This is a genomic window from Terrirubrum flagellatum (assembly GCF_022059845.1).
Taxonomy (GTDB): domain Bacteria; phylum Pseudomonadota; class Alphaproteobacteria; order Rhizobiales; family Beijerinckiaceae; genus Terrirubrum; species Terrirubrum flagellatum.
On the sequence record NZ_CP091851.1, the window covers coordinates 2,597,263 to 2,618,742 of the forward strand.

Here is a 21,480-nt window from a genome sequence, read left to right on the forward strand (position 1 = left end):
CCGCAGGCCGCCCGACCAAGCGGAGCATGATTAATGCGCGGTTGCGCTCTCCGCTTGCGCGCCGCCGCCCGCAGCGGCCACGGTGCGCCCTTTGAATATCCGTCGCACCGTCACGAAAAGCAGCGGCACGAAGAACACGCCGAGGAACGTCGCGGCGAGCATGCCGCCAAGCACGCCGAAACCGATCGCGTTCTGCGCGCCGGAGCCGGCGCCGTTCGCAAGCGCAAGCGGCAGCACGCCGAGGATGAAGGCGAACGACGTCATCAGGATCGGACGCAGGCGCTGACGACAGGCTTCCAGCGTCGCCTCGACGACGCCCTTCCCTTGCGCCTGTTGCTCGATCGCGAATTCGACGATGAGGATCGCATTCTTCGCAGCGAGGCCGATCGTCGTCAAAAGGCCGACCTTGAAATAGACGTCGTTCGACTGACTCGCCAGAATGGCGGCAAGCAGCGCGCCGAACACGCCGAGCGGAACCGCGAGCATCACTGCGAACGGGATCGACCAGCTTTCATAGAGCGCCGCGAGGCAGAGGAAGACGACGAGGATCGAGATCGCATAGAGCGCGCCCGCCTGACTGCCCGACAGACGCTCCTGATAAGACAGCCCGCTCCAGGCGCGCGTGAAGCCCTGCGGCAGCTGTTTCATCAATGCCTCCGCCTCGTCCATCGCCACGCCCGAACTGACGCCAGGCGCTGCCTGCCCCTGCAACTGAACCGCCGAGACGCCGTTGAAGCGTTGCAGGTTCGGCGACCCATAGGTCCAGCGCGATGACGCGATCGCCGAGAACGGCACCATGCCGCCGGTCGCATTGCGCACTTGCCAGTCGTCGAGATTTTCAGGCGACATGCGGAACGGCGCATCGGCCTGCACATAGACCGATTTGACGCGGCCGCGATCGATGAAGTCGTTCACATAGGCGCCGGCCCATGCGATCGACAACGTGTTGTTGACGTCGGCGAGGCTGAGCGCGAAGGCGCGCGCCTTCTCGCGATCAATCTCGATCGCGAATTGCGGCGTGTCCTCCTGCCCGTTCGGACGCGTGTTGGCGAGACGTGGATTGCGCGCCGCGAGGCCGAGAAACTGGTTGCGCGCCTCCATCAGCTTCTCATGACCGGCGCCGCCGGCGTCCTGCAAATACATCTCGAAGCCACTGGAATTGCCGACGCCCGGCAGCGCCGGCGGCGCGAGCGCGAACACCATCGCGTCGCGAATTCCGAAGAAGGCGATGTTCGCCCGCTGCGCGACTGCTGCGGCGCGCAGATTGGGCGATTTGCGCTGGGCGAACTCCTTCAGCTTGATGAAGGCGATGCCGACATTCTGGCCCTGCCCCGCGAAGCTGAAGCCGGCGACGTCGAACACGCCGTCGACCGCATCCTTCTCCTTCTCGGAAAAATGCTTGCGGATGGCTTCGAGCACGCGCTTGCCGCGATCCTGCGTCGCGCCGGTCGGCAACTGCACGATGGTGAAGAGAACGCCCTGATCCTCGTCCGGAATGAAGGAGCCAGGCACCTTGTTGAACATCCAGGCGACGCCGCCGACGATTAGCGCGAAACCGACGAGGAAGATCGCCGGCAGGCGCACGATGCCGCGCACGCCCGAGATGTATCCGTTCGTGGCCCGGCCGAACATGCGATTGAACCAGCCGAAGAAGCCGCGGCGCGGCGCGCCGTGATTGGGGCTGGCCTTCAGCATGGTGGCGCAAAGCGCCGGCGTCAGCACGAGCGCGACCAGAACCGAGAGCACCATCGCCGAGACGATCGTCACAGAGAACTGGCGATAGATGACGCCGACCGAACCACCGAAGAAGGCCATGGGAATGAACACCGCCGAGAGCACGGTGGCGATGCCGACCAGCGCGCCGGTGATCTCGTCCATGGACTTGAGCGTCGCCTCGCGCGGCGACAGGCCTTCTTCCGACATGACGCGCTCGACATTCTCGACCACGACGATGGCGTCGTCGACGAGCAGGCCGATCGCGAGCACCATGGCGAACATGGTGAGCGTGTTGATGGAGTAGCCGAAGGCCGCGAGCACGCCGAAGGTGCCGAGCAGCACCACGGGCACCGCGATGGTCGGGATCAGTGTCGCCCTGAAATTCTGCAGGAAGAGATACATCACGAGGAAGACAAGCACGATCGCTTCAAGCAGCGTGCGCACCACCTCCTCGATCGACAGGCGCACGAAGGGCGTGGTGTCATAGGGATAGGAGATCGCGACGCCGGTCGGAAGCTGCGCCTCCATGTCCTTCAGCGCCGCTTGCACGGCCTGGGCGGTGGAGATCGCGTTGGCGCCGGTCGCGAGATTGATCGCGAGGCCGGCGGCCGGCTTGCCGTTGTAACGCGCCACGCTGGTGTAGCTGTCGGCGCCAAGTTCGACGCGCGCGACGTCGCCGATGCGGACGAGCGAACCGCGCATGTCGCTCTTCAGGATGATCTCGCGGAATTGCTCCGGCGTTTGCAACCGGCTCTGCGCCGAAATCGTCGCATTGAGCTGGTTGCCATTGACGGAGGGAAGTCCGCCCAACTGTCCCGCGGACACCTGCACGTTCTGCGCGACGATCGCGGCGGTCACGTCGCTCGGCATGAGCTGATATTGCGCGAGCTTGATCGGATCGAGCCAGATGCGCATGGCGTAGCCGCCGCCGAACACCTGCGCGCCGCCGACGCCGTCGATGCGCTTGATGCGATCATTCAGCGTGCTGTTGATGTAGTCGGCGAGATCGTTCGACGACATCGAGCCGTCTTCCGAGGTCAGCGCGACCACCATCAGGAAGCTGTCGTTGGCCTTTGTCACGGTGACGCCGAGGCTCTGCACGATCTGCGGAAGCTGCGACGTGACAAGGCTCAGCTTGTTCTGGACCTGCACCTGCGCGGTATCAGGATTGGCGTCGTTGGTGAATGTCAGCGTGATCGACGCGTTGCCGCTCGATGTGCTCGATGACGCCATATACTGGAGGTGATCGAGGCCGGTCATGTTCTGCTCGATGACCTTGGTCACCGAGTTCTCGATCGTCTCGGCGCTGGCGCCGGGATAGTTCGCCTGGATGCGGACCGTCGTCGGCGCGATATTGGGATATTGCGCGATCGACAGGCTCGTGATCGCGAGCGCGCCGCCCAGCATGATGACGATGGCGATGACCCAGGCGAAAATCGGCCTGTTGATGAAAAAGCGAGCCATAACTTAGTTCCTGGCGTCCGCGACGTGCGGGGCGCCTGCGCTCACCTCCTTGATCTGGCCCGTCGTCGGATCGACCGTCACCTCGACGGCGGCAACGTCCTGTCCGGGGCGCACCTTCAGCGTGCCCTCGACGATCAGCCTGTCGCCGTCATTGACGCCGCGATCGACAAGCCAGCTCGCGCCGATCGTCCGGCGGATGCCGATGACGCGCTGCTCGACCTTGTTGTCCCTGGTGACGAACATCGCCGTCGCTTCACCCTTGCTGTTGCGGGTGACGCCCTGCTGCGGCAGCAGGAAACTGCCATCGGCGACGCCTTCCTCAATCACTGCGCGCACATACATGCCCGGCAGAAGGAGCCTGTCCGGATTCGGAAATACGGCGCGGACGGTGAAGGTGCTGGTCGATTCATCGATCGAGATGTCGGCGAATTCGAGCTTGCCTTCCTTGTCGTAGGTGCTGCCGTCCTCGAGTCTCAGCTTCACCGGCACCGAGCCGATGTCGCCGCGCAGCTTGCCGCTCTGCAACTGGCGGCGGAAGCGCAGGAGGTTCGCGCTCGACTGGGTCATGTCGACATAGATCGGATCGAGCTGCCGGATGGTCGCGAGCGCGATCGTCTGGCTCGCAGTGACCAGCGCGCCGGCGTTGAGCGAGGATTTGCCGATCAGGCCGCTGATCGACGCCGTGATCCTGGTGTAGTCGAGATTGATCCGCGCGGAGACGAGATTGGCCTTGGCTGCGGCGACATCGGCCTTCGCCTGCGCGAGAGTCGCCGTCGCCTGATCGAGCTGCTGCTCGGTCACGGCGTTGGATCTCGACAGGGTCTGGTAGCGCTCGAGCTGGGCCTGGGCGTTCGGCACCTGCGCTTCGGCGCGGGCGAGTTGCGCCGCCGCGCTGTCATAGGCGGCCTGATAGGTCGCGGGATCGATCTGGTAGAGGATGTCGCCTCTCGCGACCTCGCCGCCTTCCTTGAACCGCCGCTCCTGAATGATGCCGGCGACCTGCGGACGCACTTCGGCGACGAGATAGGGCGTGATGCGGCCGGGCAGCTCGGCGTTGATCGCGACCGATTTCGGGCGCAGCGTGACGATCGCCACCTGCTGCGGCGGCCGCGGCGCGCCTGCGGCGCCTGCGGGGCCGGCCGTCGGATTCTGCTGGTTGTTGCAGCCGGCCAATGAGAGGCCAATCAGCAACGCGCCACCGGCGAGGGATGGCTTCAACGATCTCATCTCGAACCTCAATGGCGATGGGGCGCCTGGACAGCGCTAGCGCCCGCCGGACGGTATCCGGCGGGCGCGCGTCAGCTCTGTTAGCCTTCGCCAACAACTGAGGCAAAAAACGGTCAATCGGGCGACGACCTGACCGCAGGCCTGCAGAGCCGAACTTCGGCGCGCATATTGCGCCGAACCGGAAAGCGGTCAGTGGAAAGGCGGCGCGTCCGGCCGATTGAAGGGCGAGGGTCCGCGTCCAGCGCCCGGCGCGCTCGCGCCATGCGGACCGCCCGGCGGCAAGGGCGGCGGGCCGGGAGGCGTCATCAATTCGGCCAGCAGCCTGCTCCGGTCCGGCCTGAGCGATGGCGACAAAGCCTCGGCCGCCTGCCGCATCGCCGTCGCGGCCCCAGCCATGGCGAGCGCCGGCCGCTCGCGATCACGCAGCACCGCGACGACGTCGTCCTGATCGGGGCGCGGCGGACCGGCGAGGCAGAGCGCGTTCATGGGTTCGACCGCCGCCTTCGCCGCGTCGGCGAAGGTTTTCCAGGCCGCTTGCTGCGAACCGTCGAGCGACAGGCGGATCTCGATATAGGCGAGCCGGGCGACAAATCTCGCATGGATGTCGGCGCAGCGCTCCGCCGGCGACAGGCGACGGAAGGCGGGTTCGCCATCCTCGAAGCGGGCGAGCGCGATCGGCAGCGGCTCCTTCGACGCAAGCCGCGCCTGGTCCTTTCCGGGCGGCGGCGCGACGCCCGCCGCCGCGACCAAACTCAGCAACGAACCTCCGGCGACAATCGCGGCGGCGATACGGGGCAACAGGCGCATGGACTGGTCCTCAACGCGAATATGCGAAGGATGACGCAGCCAGCGCCCGCGATTATGTCCCCGGCCAAGCCAATTTGTTTCGCGCTCTGCGAGATCGCGGACATGGAAATATCCAGAAACTATTTTTCTGAAGGCGCCCGACCCCGCTTCGGGTCATAAGGCGTGCGCCGCTTCATCAACATCGTAACATGACTTCATCGCCGCACATTCTCATCGTCGAGGACGACAAGGACATCGCCGCGCTCGCCGGCCGCTACCTTAAGGTCAATGGCTGTCGCGTGACGCATGCGCTCGACGGACGCGAGATGGATCGCGTCCTGATCGACGGACGCATCGATCTCGTGGTGCTCGATCTGATGCTGCCGGGCGAAGACGGCCTCTCCCTCTGCCGGCGCCTGCGCGCCTCCTCGACGGTGCCGGTGATCATGCTCACCGCGCGGGCCGAAGAGATCGACCGGATCCTCGGCCTCGAGATGGGCGCTGATGACTATCTCGCGAAGCCGTTCAATCCGCGCGAATTGCTGGCGCGCATCCGCGCGGTGCTGCGGCGCGCGCAAGGGTTGCGGCCGACCAACGCATCGACGGCGCGGGCGCTGCTGTTTGCGGGGTGGCGCGTCGATCTCTCCATGCGCAGGCTCACCAATCCGGAAGGCGCGCGCGTGACCCTGACCGGCGCCGAATTCGATCTGCTGCGCGTTTTCTGCGAACATCCCGGCCGCGTCCTGTCGCGCGACCAGCTCATCGACCTGACGCAAGGGCGCGCCGCCGGCGCGTTCGAACGTTCTATCGACGTGCTGGTCAGCCGCATCCGCCAGAAGATCGAGGCCGACGCGCGAGACCCCGAGATGATCAAGACCATCCGATCCGGCGGCTATCTCTTCACGCCTGAAGTCGCCGAGTCGAGCGAATGAACAGGCTCGCGCGCTTTCTGCCTCGCAGCATCGGCGCGCAAATCGTTCTCCTCGTCGCCTGCGCGATTCTGCTCGCGCATATCGCCATCGGCATTCTCTTTTCTCTCGAGAGCCGCCGCGGCGATGAGCGCGAGGGCGGACCTGCCGGACACGCCGCAGTCGTGCTCGCGCGCATGGTCAACGCCGCGCCGCCATCGGAACGACAGGCGCTGGTCGACGCGTTCAAGCGGTCCTTTCCCGACGTGGAGGCGCGGCTTGCGCCGCCCTCCTCATCGCCGGCGCCCGAAGCGGACGCTGGCCGCCCGCCCCCCGACATCCGCCCCCGCGGACCGGAAGAGCGCATGCTGAGAGATGCCGGCCTCGAAATCAGGTTCGAGCCGCCGCCTTCAGGGCCGTCGCTCGCTCGCGAGAGAACCGTGACTGTGATCATGGCAGATCGATCGGAGCTGGTCGTGCGCGGCAATCTGTTTCCGCCACCCGGCGGCCATTACTTTCCCTATCTCCCGCCGATGATCTTCTTTACGGCGGCGCTTGTGGTGCTTGGCGCGTGGGCCGTGCGCGTGCTCATCCGGCCGCTCGGCGATCTCGCCCACGCAGCGGAGAATTTCGATCCGACGCGCGATCAGGAGCCTCTGCCTGAGAACGGACCGTCGGAACTTGGCGCGCTCGCCGCTGCGCTCAACGGCATGCGCGACCGCATCAAGACGATGCTCGATCAGCGCACGCATATGCTCGCCGCGGTCGGCCATGATCTGCGCACGCCGATCACGCGCATGCGGCTGCGCGCCGAAGAGATCGAGGACGAGCAGATTCGCGACGCGGTTATTCGCGACCTCGCCCATATGGGCGGGATGGTCAATTCCGCCCTCTCCTTCCTGCGCGACGGCAAGGCGAAGGAGGAAATCGCCGCGCTCGATCTCGCGAGTCTGCTCAGCACGCTCGCCTATGAGCAGGCCGATCTCGGCCAGAAGGTCGAATATGAAGGGCCAGTTCATTTCACCGCGAGAGGCGACCCCGACAGGCTGCAGCGTGCGTTCATGAACATCATCGACAATGCGGTGAAATATGGCGGCAGCGCCGTCGTCCGTCTGAAACTCGCGGGCGACCAGGCTATCGTCGAAATTCAGGACGAGGGGCCGGGAATTCCCGGCGAGCAGCAGGCGGAAATGCTGCAGCCTTTCGTGCGCGGCGACGCGGCGCGCGCGGTCTCGAAAAATTCAGGCTTCGGCCTCGGCCTCGCCATCGCGCAGTCGATCATCGACAATCACGGCGGATCGCTGGCGCTCGCCAATCTCGCGCCGCGCGGGCTTTGCGTGCGCGTCTCGCTGCCGGTGCTGGGCTCGCCGAACCGCTGACGATCTTTCGTCGCGACGCGCGTCAGGAAGAAGGCTCTCCGCGCCGCCAATTCGTCAGCAGGCGCGGGCCTTTCCCCGTGCAGAATGCATCGACGCGCCAGCATGGCGCGCCGCTTCAGGCGCTGACGCTCATGAACAACGAGGTCGTCGTCGCGGTCGTCTTGGACGACGCGTCCGAGCTGTAGGAGTTCGACGACAGAGTCTGCTGAAGCTGCTTCAGGAAGTCCTGCAACAACTGGCTGATGTCGGTCGAACTCGATGTCGAGCTCGATGAATCATCGCTGCCGTCGGAATCGCTCGGCGGCGGAGGCGGAGGACCGCCGGCGCCTCCGGGGCCTCCCGGACCGCCCTGGGCGAACGTGTTCTTGAAGACGTTCTTCAATTCATCGGCCTGATCGCTGGTCAGCGCGCCGGAAGAGACCTGATCTTCGATCAGGCTGTCGACCTTGCTTTGCAGTTCGTCTGGCGACGGCGGCTTCGAACCTGAACTCGCCGATGTGCGACCGGCGCTGAGCGAGGAATCGATGCTTTCGAGGGCCGATGTGAGCGCGGAACTGTCGCTCGAGGATATTGTCCCCGCTGAAATCTCCGAGCTCAATTCGGATTTGAGCCGGTCCAGCGGCGACGCGTGCTGATACGCTGACGCTGAAGATATGGAGGTCACGTTGGTCTCCTGATCCCAGGCGAAACACAACGCCTCGCCTGTGCGAGCAAGCGATCAACGGGGTTAACGGCCCGTCTCCGCGCGGAGAAACCTTGTTTCGAGAGGTGTCCTGTTTGCCATCGGAAACATCAGGAAACAATTTTCCCGCGCGCGTCCGCGCCTGATCCTCAGCCGACATGGGAGCGGAACAAGCCTTTCGCCTCGGCGTAGAGCAGAAGCATGATCGTCTTGGCGTCGACGATCTCGCCTTGCCCGATCATCGCCAGCGCATCCTCGAACGCAAATTCCGCGACCTCGATATCCTCGCCTTCGCCGGCATGGCCGCCGCCCGCCTCGACCCTGTCGCCGTCCGCATATTCGGCGACGAAGAAATGCAGCCGCTCCGTCATCGCGCCCGCGCTCGTATAGGCCGCGAACAACGGCCGCGCGTCGCCGACGCGAAACCCTGTCTCCTCCATCGCCTCGCGCCGCATGGCGTCGGCCGGGCTGTCGTCGTCGAGCAGGCCGGCGGGAACCTCCCACAGCATGCCATCGGGATGGCCGTTGATCAGCGCCGGCAGGCGAAGCTGCCGGATGAGAACCACCGTTCCTTTCCCGACATTCGCCAGCAGCAGCGCCGCGCCCTCCGGCCGCTCATAGATTTCGCGAACAAGCGTCTGCTCCCTGCCGTCGCGGCGGCGATAGCGGAAAGTGTAGGAACGCAGCGGCCGCCACCTGTCGCTCAGCGTTTCGACCTTTTCGATCGTCACCCGGTCCGATAGCGCGCCTGTGCTATTCATGTCGGCTCTCCTTTGCCGAGGGCCATAGCGGCGCGGCGCGCCCAAGGCCACCGTCGGCTGGACAGGGCCGGCTTCGGCTGCCCCCGGCCCGGCCCGCTCATCGCGAGGGTGAAGCGCCGGTGCGGCCGTTAGCCATTCTCCCGGCGCGGGACGGGAGGGGCGCGATCTGATATAGGGGCGCCGGAGCTGGCGGATTCGGAGGCGAAAAGCGCCGGCGCCCGAAGCAGTTGCGAACATTTTCAGATTCTGAATTTCAGTCCTTCAAGGCAGCGCATGTCGGAGTTGGCGGATAAGAGTTCGAGGCTGCAGCGGCTGATCGGCCCCTTGCTGGGCTGTGCGCTTGCGCTTGGGCTCTTTGGACTGCCGGTCGCGGTCTGGCTCGACCTGCGCGGCCTTTCCGAACAGCTTCTGGAGCAGCAGGCGCGCGAAACCGGCCGCATCATCGACAATATGCGCGCCTTCTACGCGACCGAGGTGGTCGACCGGGTGCTCAAGGCCAACGGCACCATCTTCACCACCCACCAGTTCCGGACCACGCCGAACTCGATCCCGATCCCGGCGACGCTTTCGATCGAGCTTGGCAAGGCGGTGAGCTCGCAGGATGGCGGCGTCATCTACCGCTTCATCTCGGACCTGCCTTTCGCCGGCCGGCCGCCGGCCAATCTCGATGATTTCGAAAAGGACGCCCTCGCAGCGCTCCGCAAGGATTCCTCGCAGCCGATCGTGAAGACCTCGGGCTCGATCCTCGACCGCGAAGTCCGCATCGCCTCGCCGATCATCATGGGGCAGGTCTGCGTCACCTGCCACAATCGCCATCCTGAAAGCCCGAAACGCGACTGGAAGGTCGGCGACGTGCGCGGCATCCAGGAGATCGCGGTCAAACAGTCGATCGCCAGCAACATCTTCTCCTTCAAATATCTCCTGAGTTATCTCGCGCTCGCCGGCTGCGTCGGCGTCAGCGTGCTGGCGCTGCAGCGCAAGCAGGCGGGGCTGATCGGCTCGATGAACAAGGAGCTTTCGGAGAGCAACAATTTCCTGGCGTCGATCTCGGGCAAGATCGCGCGCTATCTGCCGCCGCAGGTCTACAAGAGCATCTTCAGCGGCGAGCGCGAGGCGGAACTCATCGCCGAACGCAAGAAGCTGACGATCTTCTTCTCCGACATCAAGAACTTCACCGCGACCGCCGAGCGCCTGCAGCCGGAGGATCTGACCGCGCTGCTCAACGAATATCTGACCGAGATGTCAGCGATCGCGCTCGAACATGGCGCGACCGTCGACAAGTTCATCGGCGACGCGATCCTCGTCTTCTTCGGCGACCCTGAAACCAAAGGCGTCAAGGAAGACGCGCTCGCCTGCGTGCGCATGGCGATCGCGATGCAGCGCCGGCTCGCCCAGCTCAACATCGAATGGCGCCGCCGCGGCATCGAACAGCCCTTCCAGGCGCGCATGGGCATCAACACCGGCTTCTGCAATGTCGGCAATTTCGGCAGCAAGGACCGGATGGACTACACGATCATCGGCGCCGAGGCGAACCTCTCGGCGCGGCTGCAATCCATCGCCGAACCCGGCGAGGTGATGCTGTCCTACGAAACCTATCTCTTGGTGCGCGAGATCGTGCGCGCCCAGCCGCGCCCGCCGATCCACATGAAGGGCATCGGCCGCGAGATCGTGCCCTATGCGGTCGAGGGCTATCTCGGCGACCTCGCGGAAAAGCAGCGCGTCTTCTCCGAGCGCTCCACGGGCCTCGACCTCTATGTCGACGTCGACGCGATCGATGTGGCGACGACGGAGAAGGCGAAGCAGCGCCTGCGCGACGCGCTCCTCGCGCTCGACCGCAAGAGCGCGCCCGTGCAGGAGAAGACGGTGATTTCGAGATTGAGGAATTAGGCAAGAGGCGGGTTGAGAGAGAAACTATTCATGTCTTGATGCGAAAGCGCCAATGTTTTCTTGGTTTCTGCTGCCGACTGTCATCGCTGCAGATTCCTTTCCGTGCATCCTGGCGTCCAGCTGAACTACAGCTACAATGACCAATCCACTTTGGACTCAACGCATGAGCGACAGCAAAGAGAATGAAGTGCAGAAAAGCCCGCCTGTGTTGGAGTTTGATCACAATGTTATCGAGCATCTGGGGATTCGGCTGTACCAGAACAAACCTGGAAATGTTCTCGCGGAGATTGTCGCAAATTCTTGGGATGCTGATGCCAAGCAGGTGTTTATTAGTACCTCAGCGCGCGACGCACCTTCAGAAACGCGATTTCTCTCTGTCGCCGACAACGGTAGTGGAATGGATTTTGAAACCATTCGAAGCCGCTATCTTGTTATAGGGAAACCGAAGCGCAATAGCGCCAAGATGAAATCGCCCGGCGGCCGAGGGCCTATGGGGCGGAAAGGGATCGGCAAACTTGCACCGTTTGGAATCGCTAGGTCCGTGGACGTAGTTACGTGCGCCAACAATAAGATAAGCTGGTTTACATTGGACCTCGACGATCTAATTGCAGCGGCCACCAAGCGAGGAAGTTATCCGCCATCGTTTACACTTGAGGACCAAGACTTACTTACGCCTCTGCCTTCGTCAGCCACAGCCGATATCGTTGCGTTTGTCGACCGCGTCCGCGCATCTACGGAGAAGACTGGCACTCTCGTGCGGATGCGACGTTTAACATCCAACGACGACCTCGACCGCAACGCAATTCAAACATCTCTGGCTAATAAATTCACGGTTGTGCTTAACCGTCCGGATTTTTCGGTATCTATCAACGATCAACCGATCGATAAGGCTAGCGCCATCCCAAAATTCGAGCTCCGTATTCCAGCCGAAGGATATGTCGCGGAAACGCTGGCTGCCGGCGAAGTCAGATATTGGGTTGGCTTTGTCGGCTCGGCAGAATGGGCGGCCGATGAGGCCGGTGTGGGTGTCTTCGCCCATGGCAAAAGCGCGCAGGATAGACCGTTCTTCTTCGGCGCTAAGGGAAAAGAGGTTTTTCAACGGTATATGTACGGTTCGGTGGAAGCAGATTGGATCGACGAGTTCGAGCGTGATCTTATATCGACGGACCGGTCAAGCTTGGACTGGAGTAGCCACGAGCTTTCGGAGTTCCGTGAATGGGGGCGTCAGAAGGTAGTTGCGTGGCTTGGACAGTATGCAACCCACAGAGCTGGAAAACACGTTGGCGAGATCAAAACAAGAGCTGCGGAGCGTCGTGCTGCGCGAGAAATTCCCGTTTATTCACCATACGAGAATGAGCAAATCGATCTACTCGTAGCAGAGGCAACAAGGGACCTCGGGAAAAATCAATCAACGGTCGCAGACGAGCTACTTTCGGCGGTATCGCAGGCCTGGGTGAATCTGCCCAGTCGCAATCTTTTGAAGGACCTTTGGAATGGTCTTGAAAAGGCTCCATCAGGTTCGGCCACCTTTCTTGAAGTAACATCGAAACTTCAAGATCACACGGTTCCAGAAGCTATGGGTCTTGCGATGACTTTCGCTCAGCGCGCCTATGCGCTGAGCGTTCTTCATCGACTAGTTCACCAAAAAAGCGAAGAAAACCTTCAGGAGCTCATCGAGACGTTTCCATGGATTCTTCAACCTCGTGGAGACCTATTGACCGCCGATCAGCATCTTAAGACCACAATCGAGCATGCTGCTTTAGATGACGGTACAAAGGATCGCGCTGGTCGTGAGATTAAAGGCATGACGGATCGAGAGAGAGCGGACTTCGTGTTCCTGACCGATGCCTCAAAAAAGACTATACAAATTGTCGAACTGAAAGCGCCCGCGCGAGAACTAACGGCGGAGCATGATAGACAATTGCGAGATTATTTGGATTTTACTCAGGCATTTCACCCGTCTGCCACGTTGACGGGTTTGTTGGTCGGCCACCCAGGAAGTCCGGCAATTAGGACCAATGATACGCGTATCACTATCCGCGGCTGGGATGATATTTTGCTCGAATGTAGAGCTACTTATGTAGATCTACTGGCTTCAATGATCGAGCGAGCGGATCCCCCAGCGGGAGATACACGTATGAAGCTCGTTATGGACTTTGGGGGCGGGCCCGTTTGGGAACTATTGAACAAAATCGCGCAAAAGGATGAAAACCTTTCTGCTCTAATGGCTCGGTTCGAGCATCTGGGAAGCCCGGGAACAAATGGCTCAGAGGCATGATACGCTGCGCCGTGCGCGCGGGCCGACCGTCTCCGCAACGATCATATTAAAGATTGCCCGTCGCGTCAGCGATCCATCTGGCGCATCTCCCTTCAACTCAATTCGTTTGTAATCTTCCGATACATTAGAAATTCGGCAGAATCGAAATGAGGCTGCCAAGCACTCACGACCTTATCGCTTTACGTTACCGATCTTACGATCGCACCGCCCCCACAGCTTTCCTATATCTCTCCCCTCGCCTCCCGCTGGAAAGCTTATGCGGCGGTCGCCATCCTGAGACCAGCGCCACACGCGCGCAGGGTCGAACGGATATGTCACTCCTCATCCACTCCGCGGCGTTTCACAGGCGGCCGCGCCCGGTCTCCCCCTCGCGTCGGCGGCGCCTGCGGGCCGAAGGGCTCAACGCCACCGCAGGCGTGATCCTGCTCATCGCGATGCTTGCAATCGCGCTGGAATGGCTCGCGCGCGCCTGATCGGGCGCGTTCGGCTTCATCTCAGGAGTTTCAAATGACTCAATCGCTTTATGCGAGCCGCACGACCGTCAAGAACGTTCTGTTCTTCATCGGGCTCGACTGCGATCGCCGCTGGATCGCGCGCGACAGCCGCGGCCTTCTCGGCGGCGTGTTCGTCGACAAGGCGTCGGCGCTGAAATTCGCGATGTCGGAATGCGACCCGCACGCCAGGGCGGTTCTGATGGTCCCCGACCATGTCACGCTCAGCCTCACCGGCGCGCTGCCGCCCTTCGGGCTGACATGAGCGATGGTCTTCGCGCCCGCGCCATTCCTGTCGACAGGGACAATTCGCCGCTGGACGGCAGCGGCCTGATCCTCAAGATAGCAAAATCCCCTTCCACAACGATTTCGATTCGCATGGCGACTTCTTCGCGCGCAGCAACTGGCCCTTTCCGCGTCGCCCGCTCCGCGGCGGGCCTTGGCCTCTTCGCCACCGACATCATCGAGAAGGGCAAATTCATCATCGAATATGACGGGCCGCGCCTCTCGAACAAGGAGCTCGAGGAGCATACCGGCGCGCGCTATTTCTTCGAGGTGAACAGCCGCTGGACCATCGACGGCTCGCCGCGCTGGAACACAGCCCGCTACATCAATCATTCCTGCCGGCCGAACGCCGAGCCGCACGAGATTCGCGGCCGCATCAAGATCAAGGCGAAGCGTCGCATCCAGCCCGGCGAAGAGATCACCTACGATTACGGCAAGACCTATTTCGACGAGTTCATCGGCCCGCATGGCTGCCGCTGCCCGAAATGCGCGGAGAAGAAGTCCGGGCGCAAGGCGGCGCGCGCCTAGACTGTTTTCGCGCGGCGAACGGAGGTCTGAACGATGCATTGCCTGTTCGTGATCTTCGATGCGCCCGACGTCGCCCTCGATGCGAAGGCGATCAAAGAGATCAGCTCCGCGATCGCCCGCCTGCCCGGCCTCGCCCATGGCCGCGTGATGACGCCGGACCGCACGGCCGCGGACCAGCCTTTCGCGCAGGACGGCGCGGGGCCGGCGCTGGCGTTGCAGCTCTATTTCCGATCGCTTGAAACCGCCGAAGCCTCCGCCGCTGCGGGCGGCGGGCTCGACGCGTTTTCCCGCAGCGCGGCGCTCCAGCCTCTCGGAAAGGCCGCCGTCTCGCATGAGATCATGGAGGTTCGCGCCTTCGATCCCGGCGCCGGCGCGCCTTCGCAGCCCTGCTGCACTTTTCTCGTCACCTATCCCGGAACGACGGCGGATCGCGCGGGCTGGCTCGACCATTACGACGCCCATCACCCCCCGATCATGAAGCGCTTCCCCGGCATTCGCGAGGTCGAGACCTATCGACCGGTCGCGTGGCGCAGCGGACTTGCATGGGCGCGCAGCGCGGTTCTCCAGCGCAACAAGGTGGTGTTCAACTCCTTCGCCGAGCTGATCGCGGCGTTGGCCTCCCCGGTGATGGTCGAAATGCGCGCTGACGGGCGGGCCTTTCCGCCTTTCACCGGCAAGGCCACCCATTTTCCCATGGCGACCTGGCGCATCGAGCCGGCCTGAACAAATCGCCCCGCTGCGGCGTTAAATGGTCGCCTGAACCAGCGACGAGGGCGAGAGATGGCCAACGCGACGAGATCGGCTCCGGGACATCAGCCTGACGAAGAGCTGAGGCTCCAACTATCCCCGCCCATGGCGGCGGCTCTCGACGAGGCGCTGGCGGACGACGGATCGCCCTGGCGCGGCCGGCAGGAGCTGGCGGCGGCCATCCTCAGGGGCTGGCTGGTGGAGCATGGGCATCTGCAGACTGACGACGGGCTGAGCGTCGAGGAGCTGACCGCGGAAAATGATGGCTGAGACCGATCAACTGACGGCGCTGCGCGCCCGCCTGACCGCCGCCGGCCTTGGCGGCCGTGATCTCGCCTGGCTCGAAGACCGAAGCTGGAGCGACCGGAACATCCCCGCGATCTCCAGCGCGACGGAGAGGACGGAGTATGCGCGGCGCGAAGCCGCGCTCAACGCGGCCATCGCCTCGCTCTCCTCTTCCGAGCGCGGCGCCTCGATCGAAGGCAAGCTTGCGGCGGCGCTCGGCGCGCGCATTGCTGACTTCGACGACCGCGGCGAAGAGGAAGAGGAGCGCTGACGGCTATTCCGCGGCGATCAAGCGCGCGGCCAGCTTCGCGCGCAGCCCGCGCATGATGATCGTCGAGGCGGTGACGTCGAGCTGCGGCTCGGGACAGCCGATTTTGCGCAATTCGGCGCGCAATGCCGCCCTCATGTCGGCGCGCATGGCTGCAAGACGCTCGGCGGCCGAGGAGCGCGCCGCGCCGCCGCCACAGGCCTGCCGCGTCGCGATTTCGTTGGCGCGCCGATAGACCATCGCCATCGCCTCGAGGCGTCGCGAATCCAGGCCATCCCAACTCACAATGGCAGCCATTTTCGACGCTCCGGCGGGGCCACATCAAATGCTGCGCGCCCGGCTCGCGCAATGATTCTGAGCCAACGAATTGTGGATATTAATCTTTACGCGATGAAACCATTTTTTCGGCTTCGGCCCAGACGAAGCCATCAATGTGAAGCTGAAGTGACAGACGTTTAAAATACGCCGGGTTGCGCGCAATCCGGCGCTTCGATTTTACCTCACATCAACGGTTCGCCAGCCATAGGCCCGCGTCTCCGAACCGAGCGAGCCGCTCCCCTGTCCTTCCTCGTCAGCGCTCTGTTGATTGTGCTTGTGGCGCTGGCGGCGACCGGCTGCGCGCTGATGGCGCGACGACGCTCAGCCGCGCGGAACGCCAAGGCTGACGAAGTCTTTCTCAACGAGACCGAACACAGGTTCAAGGAGGTGTTTGATCTCTCATGCGTCGCCATGGCCTGGGGCGACATGCGCACGCGCCGGCTGGTGCGTGTGAACGGGCCTTACTGCGCCTTCACCGGCTATTCCGAGCGCGAACTCCTCGACATGCCGCATGAAGAATTGTCTTCATCCGAAGACGGCGTCGCACAGACCGTTTTGTTCGCGCCGCCGGTCAAGCGCGGCGAAGACTCTTTCAGCGACGAGAAGCGCTACGTGCGCAAGGATGGCGCCATCGCCTGGGGCCATCGCACCATCACCGTCATTCGCGAGAATGGCGAGCCGCGCTATGTCTTCGCGATCGTCGAGGATATCACCGAGAGCAAGCGGGCGCGCGAGCAGATCGATCACATGGCGCAATATGACGCGCTGACCGGGCTTTTCAATCGCGCCATCTTCCAGATGCGGCTCATGCAGGCCGCAGGAGAGGCGAAAGAAAAACCTGCCGCAGTCCTCTATGTCGATCTCGATCATTTCAAGGAGATCAACGATACGCTGGGCCATGCCGCGGGCGACGCGCTGCTGGTTCAGATCGCGGCGCGCCTGCGCTCCTCGGTCTCGCCGGGCGATATCGTGTCGCGGTTCGGCGGCGACGAGTTCGCCATCCTGCAATTCGCGCGCTCGCAGCCAGAGGAGTCGGCCGATCTCGCCGACCGCATCCTGCGGCGTCTGAGCAAGCCGTTCGAGCTTGAAGGCCAGACTGTCACTGTCGGCGCGAGCATCGGAATCGCGCTGTCGGGCGAAGCATGCGGCCAGCCGGACGAGATGCTGAAGAAGGCCGACATCGCACTCTACGCGGCGAAGGCTTCCGGCCGCGGCGTCCATCGCCATTTCGAATGCGAGATGGAGGAGCGCCTGCGCGCGCGTCAGCAGCTCAAGGCGGATCTGCGCGTCGCGCTCGCGCAGAAGCAATTCGAGATCGAATTCCAGCCGATCGTCAGCCTGCGCGATGACAGCGTCAGCAGCTTCGAGGCGCTGCTGCGCTGGCGCCATCCGACGAAAGGCCGTATCTCGCCGGCGGAATTCATCCCGGTGGCGGAAGAGACGCGCGACATCATCGCGATCGGCGCCTGGGTGGTCGAGCAGGCCTGCCTCGCCGCCGCGAGTTGGCCGCCGCACGTCACGGTCGCCGTCAATATCTCGCCGCGCCAGTTCGGCGATCGCACGCTGCCGCTGCGCGTCGCTGCGGCGCTTGGCAAGGCGGCGCTCAATCCGGCGCGACTGACGCTCGAGATCACGGAATCCGTGCTGCTGCACGACACGCAGGCGAATCTCGCGCTGCTTCGCGACCTGCGCGCGCTCGGCGTCCGCATCGCGCTCGACGATTTCGGCTCGGGCTATTCCTCGCTCGCCTACATCAGGCAGTTTGATTTCGACAAGATCAAGATCGACCGCTCCTTTATCAGCGATCTCGTGGAATCGCCGCACTCATTGTCGATCGTGCGGGCCGTCATGGGGATCGGCCGCTCGCTCAATCTCGCCATCACGGCCGAGGGTGTCGAGACGGCGTTGCAGCTCGATGCGATCCGCGCCGAAGGCTGCGACGAAGCGCAAGGGTTTCTCATCAGCTCCTCGCTCGCGGCGCGTGACGTCGCGCCGTTTCTCAACCGCTTTGCGGCCGGCGCCGCCGCGGAAATCCGCATTCCGCCGGCGCTCGCGGAGGCCGCGGGAGGCTGAGCGCTCCACCTGTTGCGTGGCCGCGCATGACGCGGCATGAGCAGCGTGTGGGGACCCTCCAATGATTTTCATCCGCAAGCTCGGCGCAGCCGTCGCCCTCTTCACGGCTTTATCAACGATCGTCATCGCGCCGGCCGCCGCCAAGGACAACGCCTATGCCGCTGCCGTCGACATCTCGAAGATCGTCCCGCCGCCGCCGGACGCCGCCGCAACGCGCGCCGAACTCGACCTGATGGTGAAGCGACAGGCCGAGCGCACGCCGGAACAGGAGGCGCGCGCCATCGCCGACGAGAAGCGCAATGCGCGGCAGTTTCTCACCGGCGCCGGCATCGACGTGCGCAAGCGCGATGTCGAGTTGCTGGAAGCGCTGGTGAAGCGCATGCGCGCCAGCGAAAGCCTTGTCATGAAGCCCGCGAAGAGGCTCTTTCATCGCGAGCGGCCGTTCGTCGGGGACAAGCGCATCCTCGTCCTGTCGAAGACGCCGACGTCTGAGTCCTATCCTTCGAGCCACGCCGCCTTCGGCGGCATGGTCGGAACCGTCCTCGCGCGCATGCTGCCGGAAGAGCGCAAGGCGATCGAGGCGCGCATCCAGGATTTCGCCGACAGCCGCGTGATCGCCGGCGCGCATCATCCGTCCGATGTCGCGGCCGGCGTGAAAGTGGGCGTCGCCATCGCCGACGCGCTGTTCGAGGACCCGTCTTTCCGAAAAGACTATAGCGCGGCGCGCTCGCAACTCCGGCTGGCGCTGAAACTGCCGCTCTGATCCGGTCGTCTGGACGGACGATGCTCCAGCAGGGGCGCCGCTTCTAGCTCGGCCTGCGCCCATGGCGACGGCCGAAGGCAGGCATGATCGAAGATTCAAACTGGCGGTTCTCCACGATCCCCGCTCTGTGCGAGCGCGCGGCGTCGATCTATGGCGACGCGATCGCAATTGAAGACGGCGTCTCCCTCACCTTCCACGACGTCGACGCGCTGCGAAGGCGGGCCGCGAAAGCGCTGATCGCTGCCGGCGTCTTAAAGGGCGATCGCGTGATGATCTGGGCGCCGAACAGCTATCGCTGGTTCATCGCGGCGCTGGGATTGGTCACCATCGGCGCTGTGCTCATCCCCGCCAGTACGCGTTACAAATCGGCGGAGATCGAGGAACTCGCGGCGCGCAGCGGCGCGAGCTTTCTGTTTTCCGCCGGCGATTTCCTCGGCCAGTATTATCCCGATCAATTGACCGACGCCGCGCGCAGGCGGGTTCGGCTCGTCGTCGTGATCGAGCATGCGCGCACAGGCGATACGGACTGGGACGCGTTTCTCGCGAGCGGCGACGCGATCACGGATGAAGCCGTCGCCAAACGACAGCGCGCCGTCGGGCCCGATGATCTCTGCGACATGCTGTTCACGTCGGGCACGACAGGATTTCCGAAGGGCGTGATGTATGGCCACCGGCAGGCGCTGCAGGCCATCTCGGACTGGGCTGATCGCGTTGGCATTCGCCGCGGCGACAGGTTGCTCGTGATCCCGCCGTTCTTCCACGCTTTCGGCTATCGCTCCGGCGCGATCGTTTCGCTGATGCGCGGCGCGACGCTGATCCCGCAACGAACCTATGACGCCGACGACGTGCTGCGCCGGATCGCAAGAGACAGAATCAGCGTCATCCCCGGGCCGCCGACGATCTTCCAGGGCATGTTGCAGCACCCCGAGATGAAATCGTTCGACCGATCGAGTCTCAGGCTGGGCATCACTGGCGGCGCCGTCATTCCCGCCGTGCTCGTACGCCGCATGCGCGAGGAGCTGGGCTTCGAAGGCGTCGTCAACGGCTATGGCCTCACCGAATGCGGCGGCTATGGCGCGATGTGCAGCGCCGCCGACGACGATGAGACCATCGCCAACACCGCCGGCAAGCCATTTCCCGGCGTCGAGCTCGGCGTGATGGATGCGGATGGGCGCCTGCTCGAAAAGAACAAGCCGGGCGAGATCGTTCTGCGTGGTTATTTCGTCATGAAAGGCTATTTCAATGACGAAGAAGCGACGCGAAAGACAATCGATCCCGAGGGATGGCTACACACCGGCGACATTGGCTATGTCGACGACAAAGGAAATCTCCACATCGAGGATCGCCTGAAGGAGATGTATATTTCCGGCGGCTTCAACTGCTATCCCGCCGAGATCGAACGGTTGATGAGCGCGCATCCCGCCGTCGGCCAGATCGCGGTGATCGGCGTGCCGGACGAGCGGCTTGGCGAAGTCGGCAAAGCCTTTGTCGTGCTGCGCCCCGGCGCCGCGGCGACAGAACAGGAGCTGATCGCCTGGGCGCGCGAGACGATCGCGAACTTCAAGGCGCCGCGCAGCATCGAGTTCCGCGGCGCGCTGCCGACCAGCGCGCAAGGCAAGGTGCTCAAGAATAAATTGCGCGAGGAAACCCTCGCAGCGGGTTAACCGCCGCCATAGACGGGTTTCGGCGCCGGGCGCGCAGCCACAAGATCCCTCACTGCTGCTCCGATTTCGGACGCCTGCCAGCGCGCGCCCTTGTCGATCGTCGGCCCGTCGATCCAGCCGAGCGCAACAGAAATTCGGCCGCCCCGCAGATCGAAAATCTGGCCGGTGATATCGCGCGAGGCTTCGCTGCAGAGGAAGGCGACAAGCGGCGCCATATTCTCCGGCGCGAAAATATCGAATTCGTTCTCCTTCGGCTTCATCTGTTCGGCGAAGGCGGTTTCGGTCATGCGCGTGCGCGCGTTCGGCGCAAGGCCGTTGACAGTGATCCCGTAGCGCGCCAACTCCGTCGCCTGCACCAGCGTCAGCGTCGCAATACCTGCCTTGGCGGCGGAATAGGCGCTCTGCCCGACGCTGCCCTGCAGGCCGGCGCCGGACGAGGTGTTGATGATGCGCGCATCGATGGGCTTTCCCGCCTTCTGCTGCGCGCGCCAATAATCGACGGCGTGACGGCTGGTGCAGAAATGGCCGCGCAGATGCACGCGCAGCACCGCGTCCCACTCCTCCGGCGTGCATGACACGAACATGCGATCACGGACAAAGCCGGCATTGTTGACGAGCGCATGCAGCGCGCCGAAGTGATCGAGCGCCGTCTGCACGATCCCTTTGCAGGCCTCGAAATCGGCGACGTCGGCATAACTTGCAACGGCTTCGCCGCCCTTCGCCCTGATCTCGTCGACGACTTGCTGCGCCGCGCTCGCGCCGACGCCCGCCTCGCCATAAGTTCCAACGCCGAGATCATTGACGACGACTTTGGCGCCTTCGGCCGCGAGCCCCAACGCATAGGCCTTGCCGAGGCCATGACCGGCGCCGGTGACGATGACGATGCGCCCTTCGCAGATTCCGCCCATGTCAGCTCCTTGTTGCGCGATTTCACGCCCGTGCGGCTTTGCGCCATCGTCCGAAGGGACGA

Annotated in this window: 20 protein-coding genes; 13 read left to right on the plus strand and 7 right to left on the minus strand. The window is 63.7% G+C overall.

Features of this window, described 5'->3' with window-relative positions:
• Positions 1-30: 30 nt before the first annotated feature.
• The 3 genes from L8F45_RS12630 to L8F45_RS12640 all read right to left on the minus strand — a co-directional run bounded on the left by L8F45_RS12630 (position 31) and on the right by L8F45_RS12640 (position 5,214).
• Entirely contained in the window at positions 31-3,180 is a 3,150-nt protein-coding gene (locus L8F45_RS12630) for an efflux RND transporter permease subunit (protein WP_342363213.1), read from the minus strand.
• A 3-nt stretch (positions 3,181-3,183) separates the two neighbouring features.
• Positions 3,184-4,407, minus strand: a complete 1,224-nt coding sequence (locus L8F45_RS12635; protein WP_342363214.1) for an efflux RND transporter periplasmic adaptor subunit — start codon at positions 4,405-4,407, stop codon at positions 3,184-3,186.
• Positions 4,408-4,596: 189 nt separating this feature from the next.
• Positions 4,597-5,214 carry a hypothetical protein gene (locus L8F45_RS12640; protein WP_342363215.1) on the minus strand — a complete coding sequence of 206 codons (618 nt, stop codon included), beginning with the start codon at positions 5,212-5,214 and terminating at the stop codon, positions 4,597-4,599.
• A gap of 188 nt (positions 5,215-5,402) precedes the next feature.
• Here L8F45_RS12640 and L8F45_RS12645 point away from each other — a divergent pair, with 188 nt between their 5' ends.
• Together L8F45_RS12645 and L8F45_RS12650 are read left to right on the plus strand one after the other, a co-directional pair.
• Complete coding sequence (locus tag L8F45_RS12645) at positions 5,403-6,125, plus strand: response regulator (RefSeq protein ID WP_342363216.1); 723 nt, start codon at positions 5,403-5,405, stop codon at positions 6,123-6,125.
• Complete coding sequence (locus L8F45_RS12650; RefSeq protein ID WP_342363217.1) at positions 6,122-7,480, plus strand: ATP-binding protein; 1,359 nt, start codon at positions 6,122-6,124, stop codon at positions 7,478-7,480. The genes L8F45_RS12645 and L8F45_RS12650 overlap by 4 nt, the downstream gene beginning before the upstream one ends.
• A gap of 115 nt (positions 7,481-7,595) precedes the next feature.
• Here the strand turns inward: L8F45_RS12650 and L8F45_RS12655 are convergent, their stop codons facing one another.
• Positions 7,596-8,144: a hypothetical protein gene (locus L8F45_RS12655; protein ID WP_342363218.1), complete on the minus strand. Its 549-nt coding sequence runs from the start codon at positions 8,142-8,144 to the stop codon at positions 7,596-7,598.
• Between the two features lie 167 nt (positions 8,145-8,311).
• Positions 8,312-8,923, minus strand: coding sequence for an NUDIX domain-containing protein (locus tag L8F45_RS12660; RefSeq protein ID WP_342363219.1), 612 nt, complete (start codon positions 8,921-8,923; stop codon positions 8,312-8,314).
• 273 nt (positions 8,924-9,196) lie between these two features.
• On the opposite strand from L8F45_RS12660, the gene L8F45_RS12665 reads away from it, so the two are divergent.
• The 8 genes from L8F45_RS12665 to L8F45_RS12700 all read left to right on the plus strand — a co-directional run bounded on the left by L8F45_RS12665 (position 9,197) and on the right by L8F45_RS12700 (position 15,695).
• A complete protein-coding gene (locus L8F45_RS12665; protein ID WP_342363220.1) occupies positions 9,197-10,810 on the plus strand; it encodes an adenylate/guanylate cyclase domain-containing protein in 1,614 nt (537 codons plus the stop codon).
• A 163-nt stretch (positions 10,811-10,973) separates the two neighbouring features.
• On the plus strand, positions 10,974-13,088 hold the full coding sequence (locus L8F45_RS12670) for an ATP-binding protein (protein WP_342363221.1): 2,115 nt from the start codon (positions 10,974-10,976) through the stop codon (positions 13,086-13,088).
• A 311-nt stretch (positions 13,089-13,399) separates the two neighbouring features.
• Positions 13,400-13,561 (plus strand): hypothetical protein, encoded by a 162-nt coding sequence (locus L8F45_RS12675; RefSeq protein WP_342363222.1) that lies wholly within the window; start codon positions 13,400-13,402, stop codon positions 13,559-13,561.
• Between the two features lie 34 nt (positions 13,562-13,595).
• Positions 13,596-13,844, plus strand: coding sequence for a hypothetical protein (locus tag L8F45_RS12680; protein WP_342363223.1), 249 nt, complete (start codon positions 13,596-13,598; stop codon positions 13,842-13,844).
• A 113-nt stretch (positions 13,845-13,957) separates the two neighbouring features.
• Entirely contained in the window at positions 13,958-14,392 is a 435-nt protein-coding gene (locus L8F45_RS12685; protein ID WP_342363224.1) for an SET domain-containing protein, read from the plus strand.
• Positions 14,393-14,425: 33 nt separating this feature from the next.
• On the plus strand, positions 14,426-15,115 hold the full coding sequence (locus tag L8F45_RS12690) for an EthD domain-containing protein (RefSeq protein ID WP_342363225.1): 690 nt from the start codon (positions 14,426-14,428) through the stop codon (positions 15,113-15,115).
• A gap of 57 nt (positions 15,116-15,172) precedes the next feature.
• The gene (locus L8F45_RS12695) at positions 15,173-15,409 is read left to right on the plus strand and encodes a hypothetical protein (protein ID WP_342363226.1); all 237 of its coding nucleotides are present in this window, start codon (positions 15,173-15,175) and stop codon (positions 15,407-15,409) included.
• Entirely contained in the window at positions 15,399-15,695 is a 297-nt protein-coding gene (locus L8F45_RS12700) for a hypothetical protein (protein WP_342363227.1), read from the plus strand. Before L8F45_RS12695 ends, L8F45_RS12700 begins: the two co-directional genes overlap by 11 nt.
• Before the next feature lie 3 nt (positions 15,696-15,698).
• Here L8F45_RS12700 and L8F45_RS12705 read toward each other — a convergent pair whose 3' ends face one another.
• Positions 15,699-15,989 (minus strand): hypothetical protein, encoded by a 291-nt coding sequence (locus tag L8F45_RS12705; protein WP_342363228.1) that lies wholly within the window; start codon positions 15,987-15,989, stop codon positions 15,699-15,701.
• 291 nt (positions 15,990-16,280) lie between these two features.
• Between L8F45_RS12705 and L8F45_RS12710 the strand changes: the two genes are divergently transcribed.
• The 3 genes from L8F45_RS12710 to L8F45_RS12720 all read left to right on the plus strand — a co-directional run bounded on the left by L8F45_RS12710 (position 16,281) and on the right by L8F45_RS12720 (position 20,510).
• Entirely contained in the window at positions 16,281-18,083 is a 1,803-nt protein-coding gene (locus tag L8F45_RS12710; protein WP_342363435.1) for a putative bifunctional diguanylate cyclase/phosphodiesterase, read from the plus strand.
• A 61-nt stretch (positions 18,084-18,144) separates the two neighbouring features.
• On the plus strand, positions 18,145-18,846 hold the full coding sequence (locus L8F45_RS12715) for a phosphatase PAP2 family protein (protein ID WP_342363229.1): 702 nt from the start codon (positions 18,145-18,147) through the stop codon (positions 18,844-18,846).
• A gap of 83 nt (positions 18,847-18,929) precedes the next feature.
• Positions 18,930-20,510 (plus strand): FadD3 family acyl-CoA ligase, encoded by a 1,581-nt coding sequence (locus tag L8F45_RS12720; RefSeq protein ID WP_342363230.1) that lies wholly within the window; start codon positions 18,930-18,932, stop codon positions 20,508-20,510.
• On the opposite strand, the gene L8F45_RS12725 is transcribed toward L8F45_RS12720, so the two are convergent.
• On the minus strand, positions 20,507-21,418 hold the full coding sequence (locus tag L8F45_RS12725) for an SDR family oxidoreductase (RefSeq protein WP_342363231.1): 912 nt from the start codon (positions 21,416-21,418) through the stop codon (positions 20,507-20,509). The genes L8F45_RS12720 and L8F45_RS12725 overlap by 4 nt on opposite strands.
• Positions 21,419-21,480 lie beyond the last annotated feature (62 nt).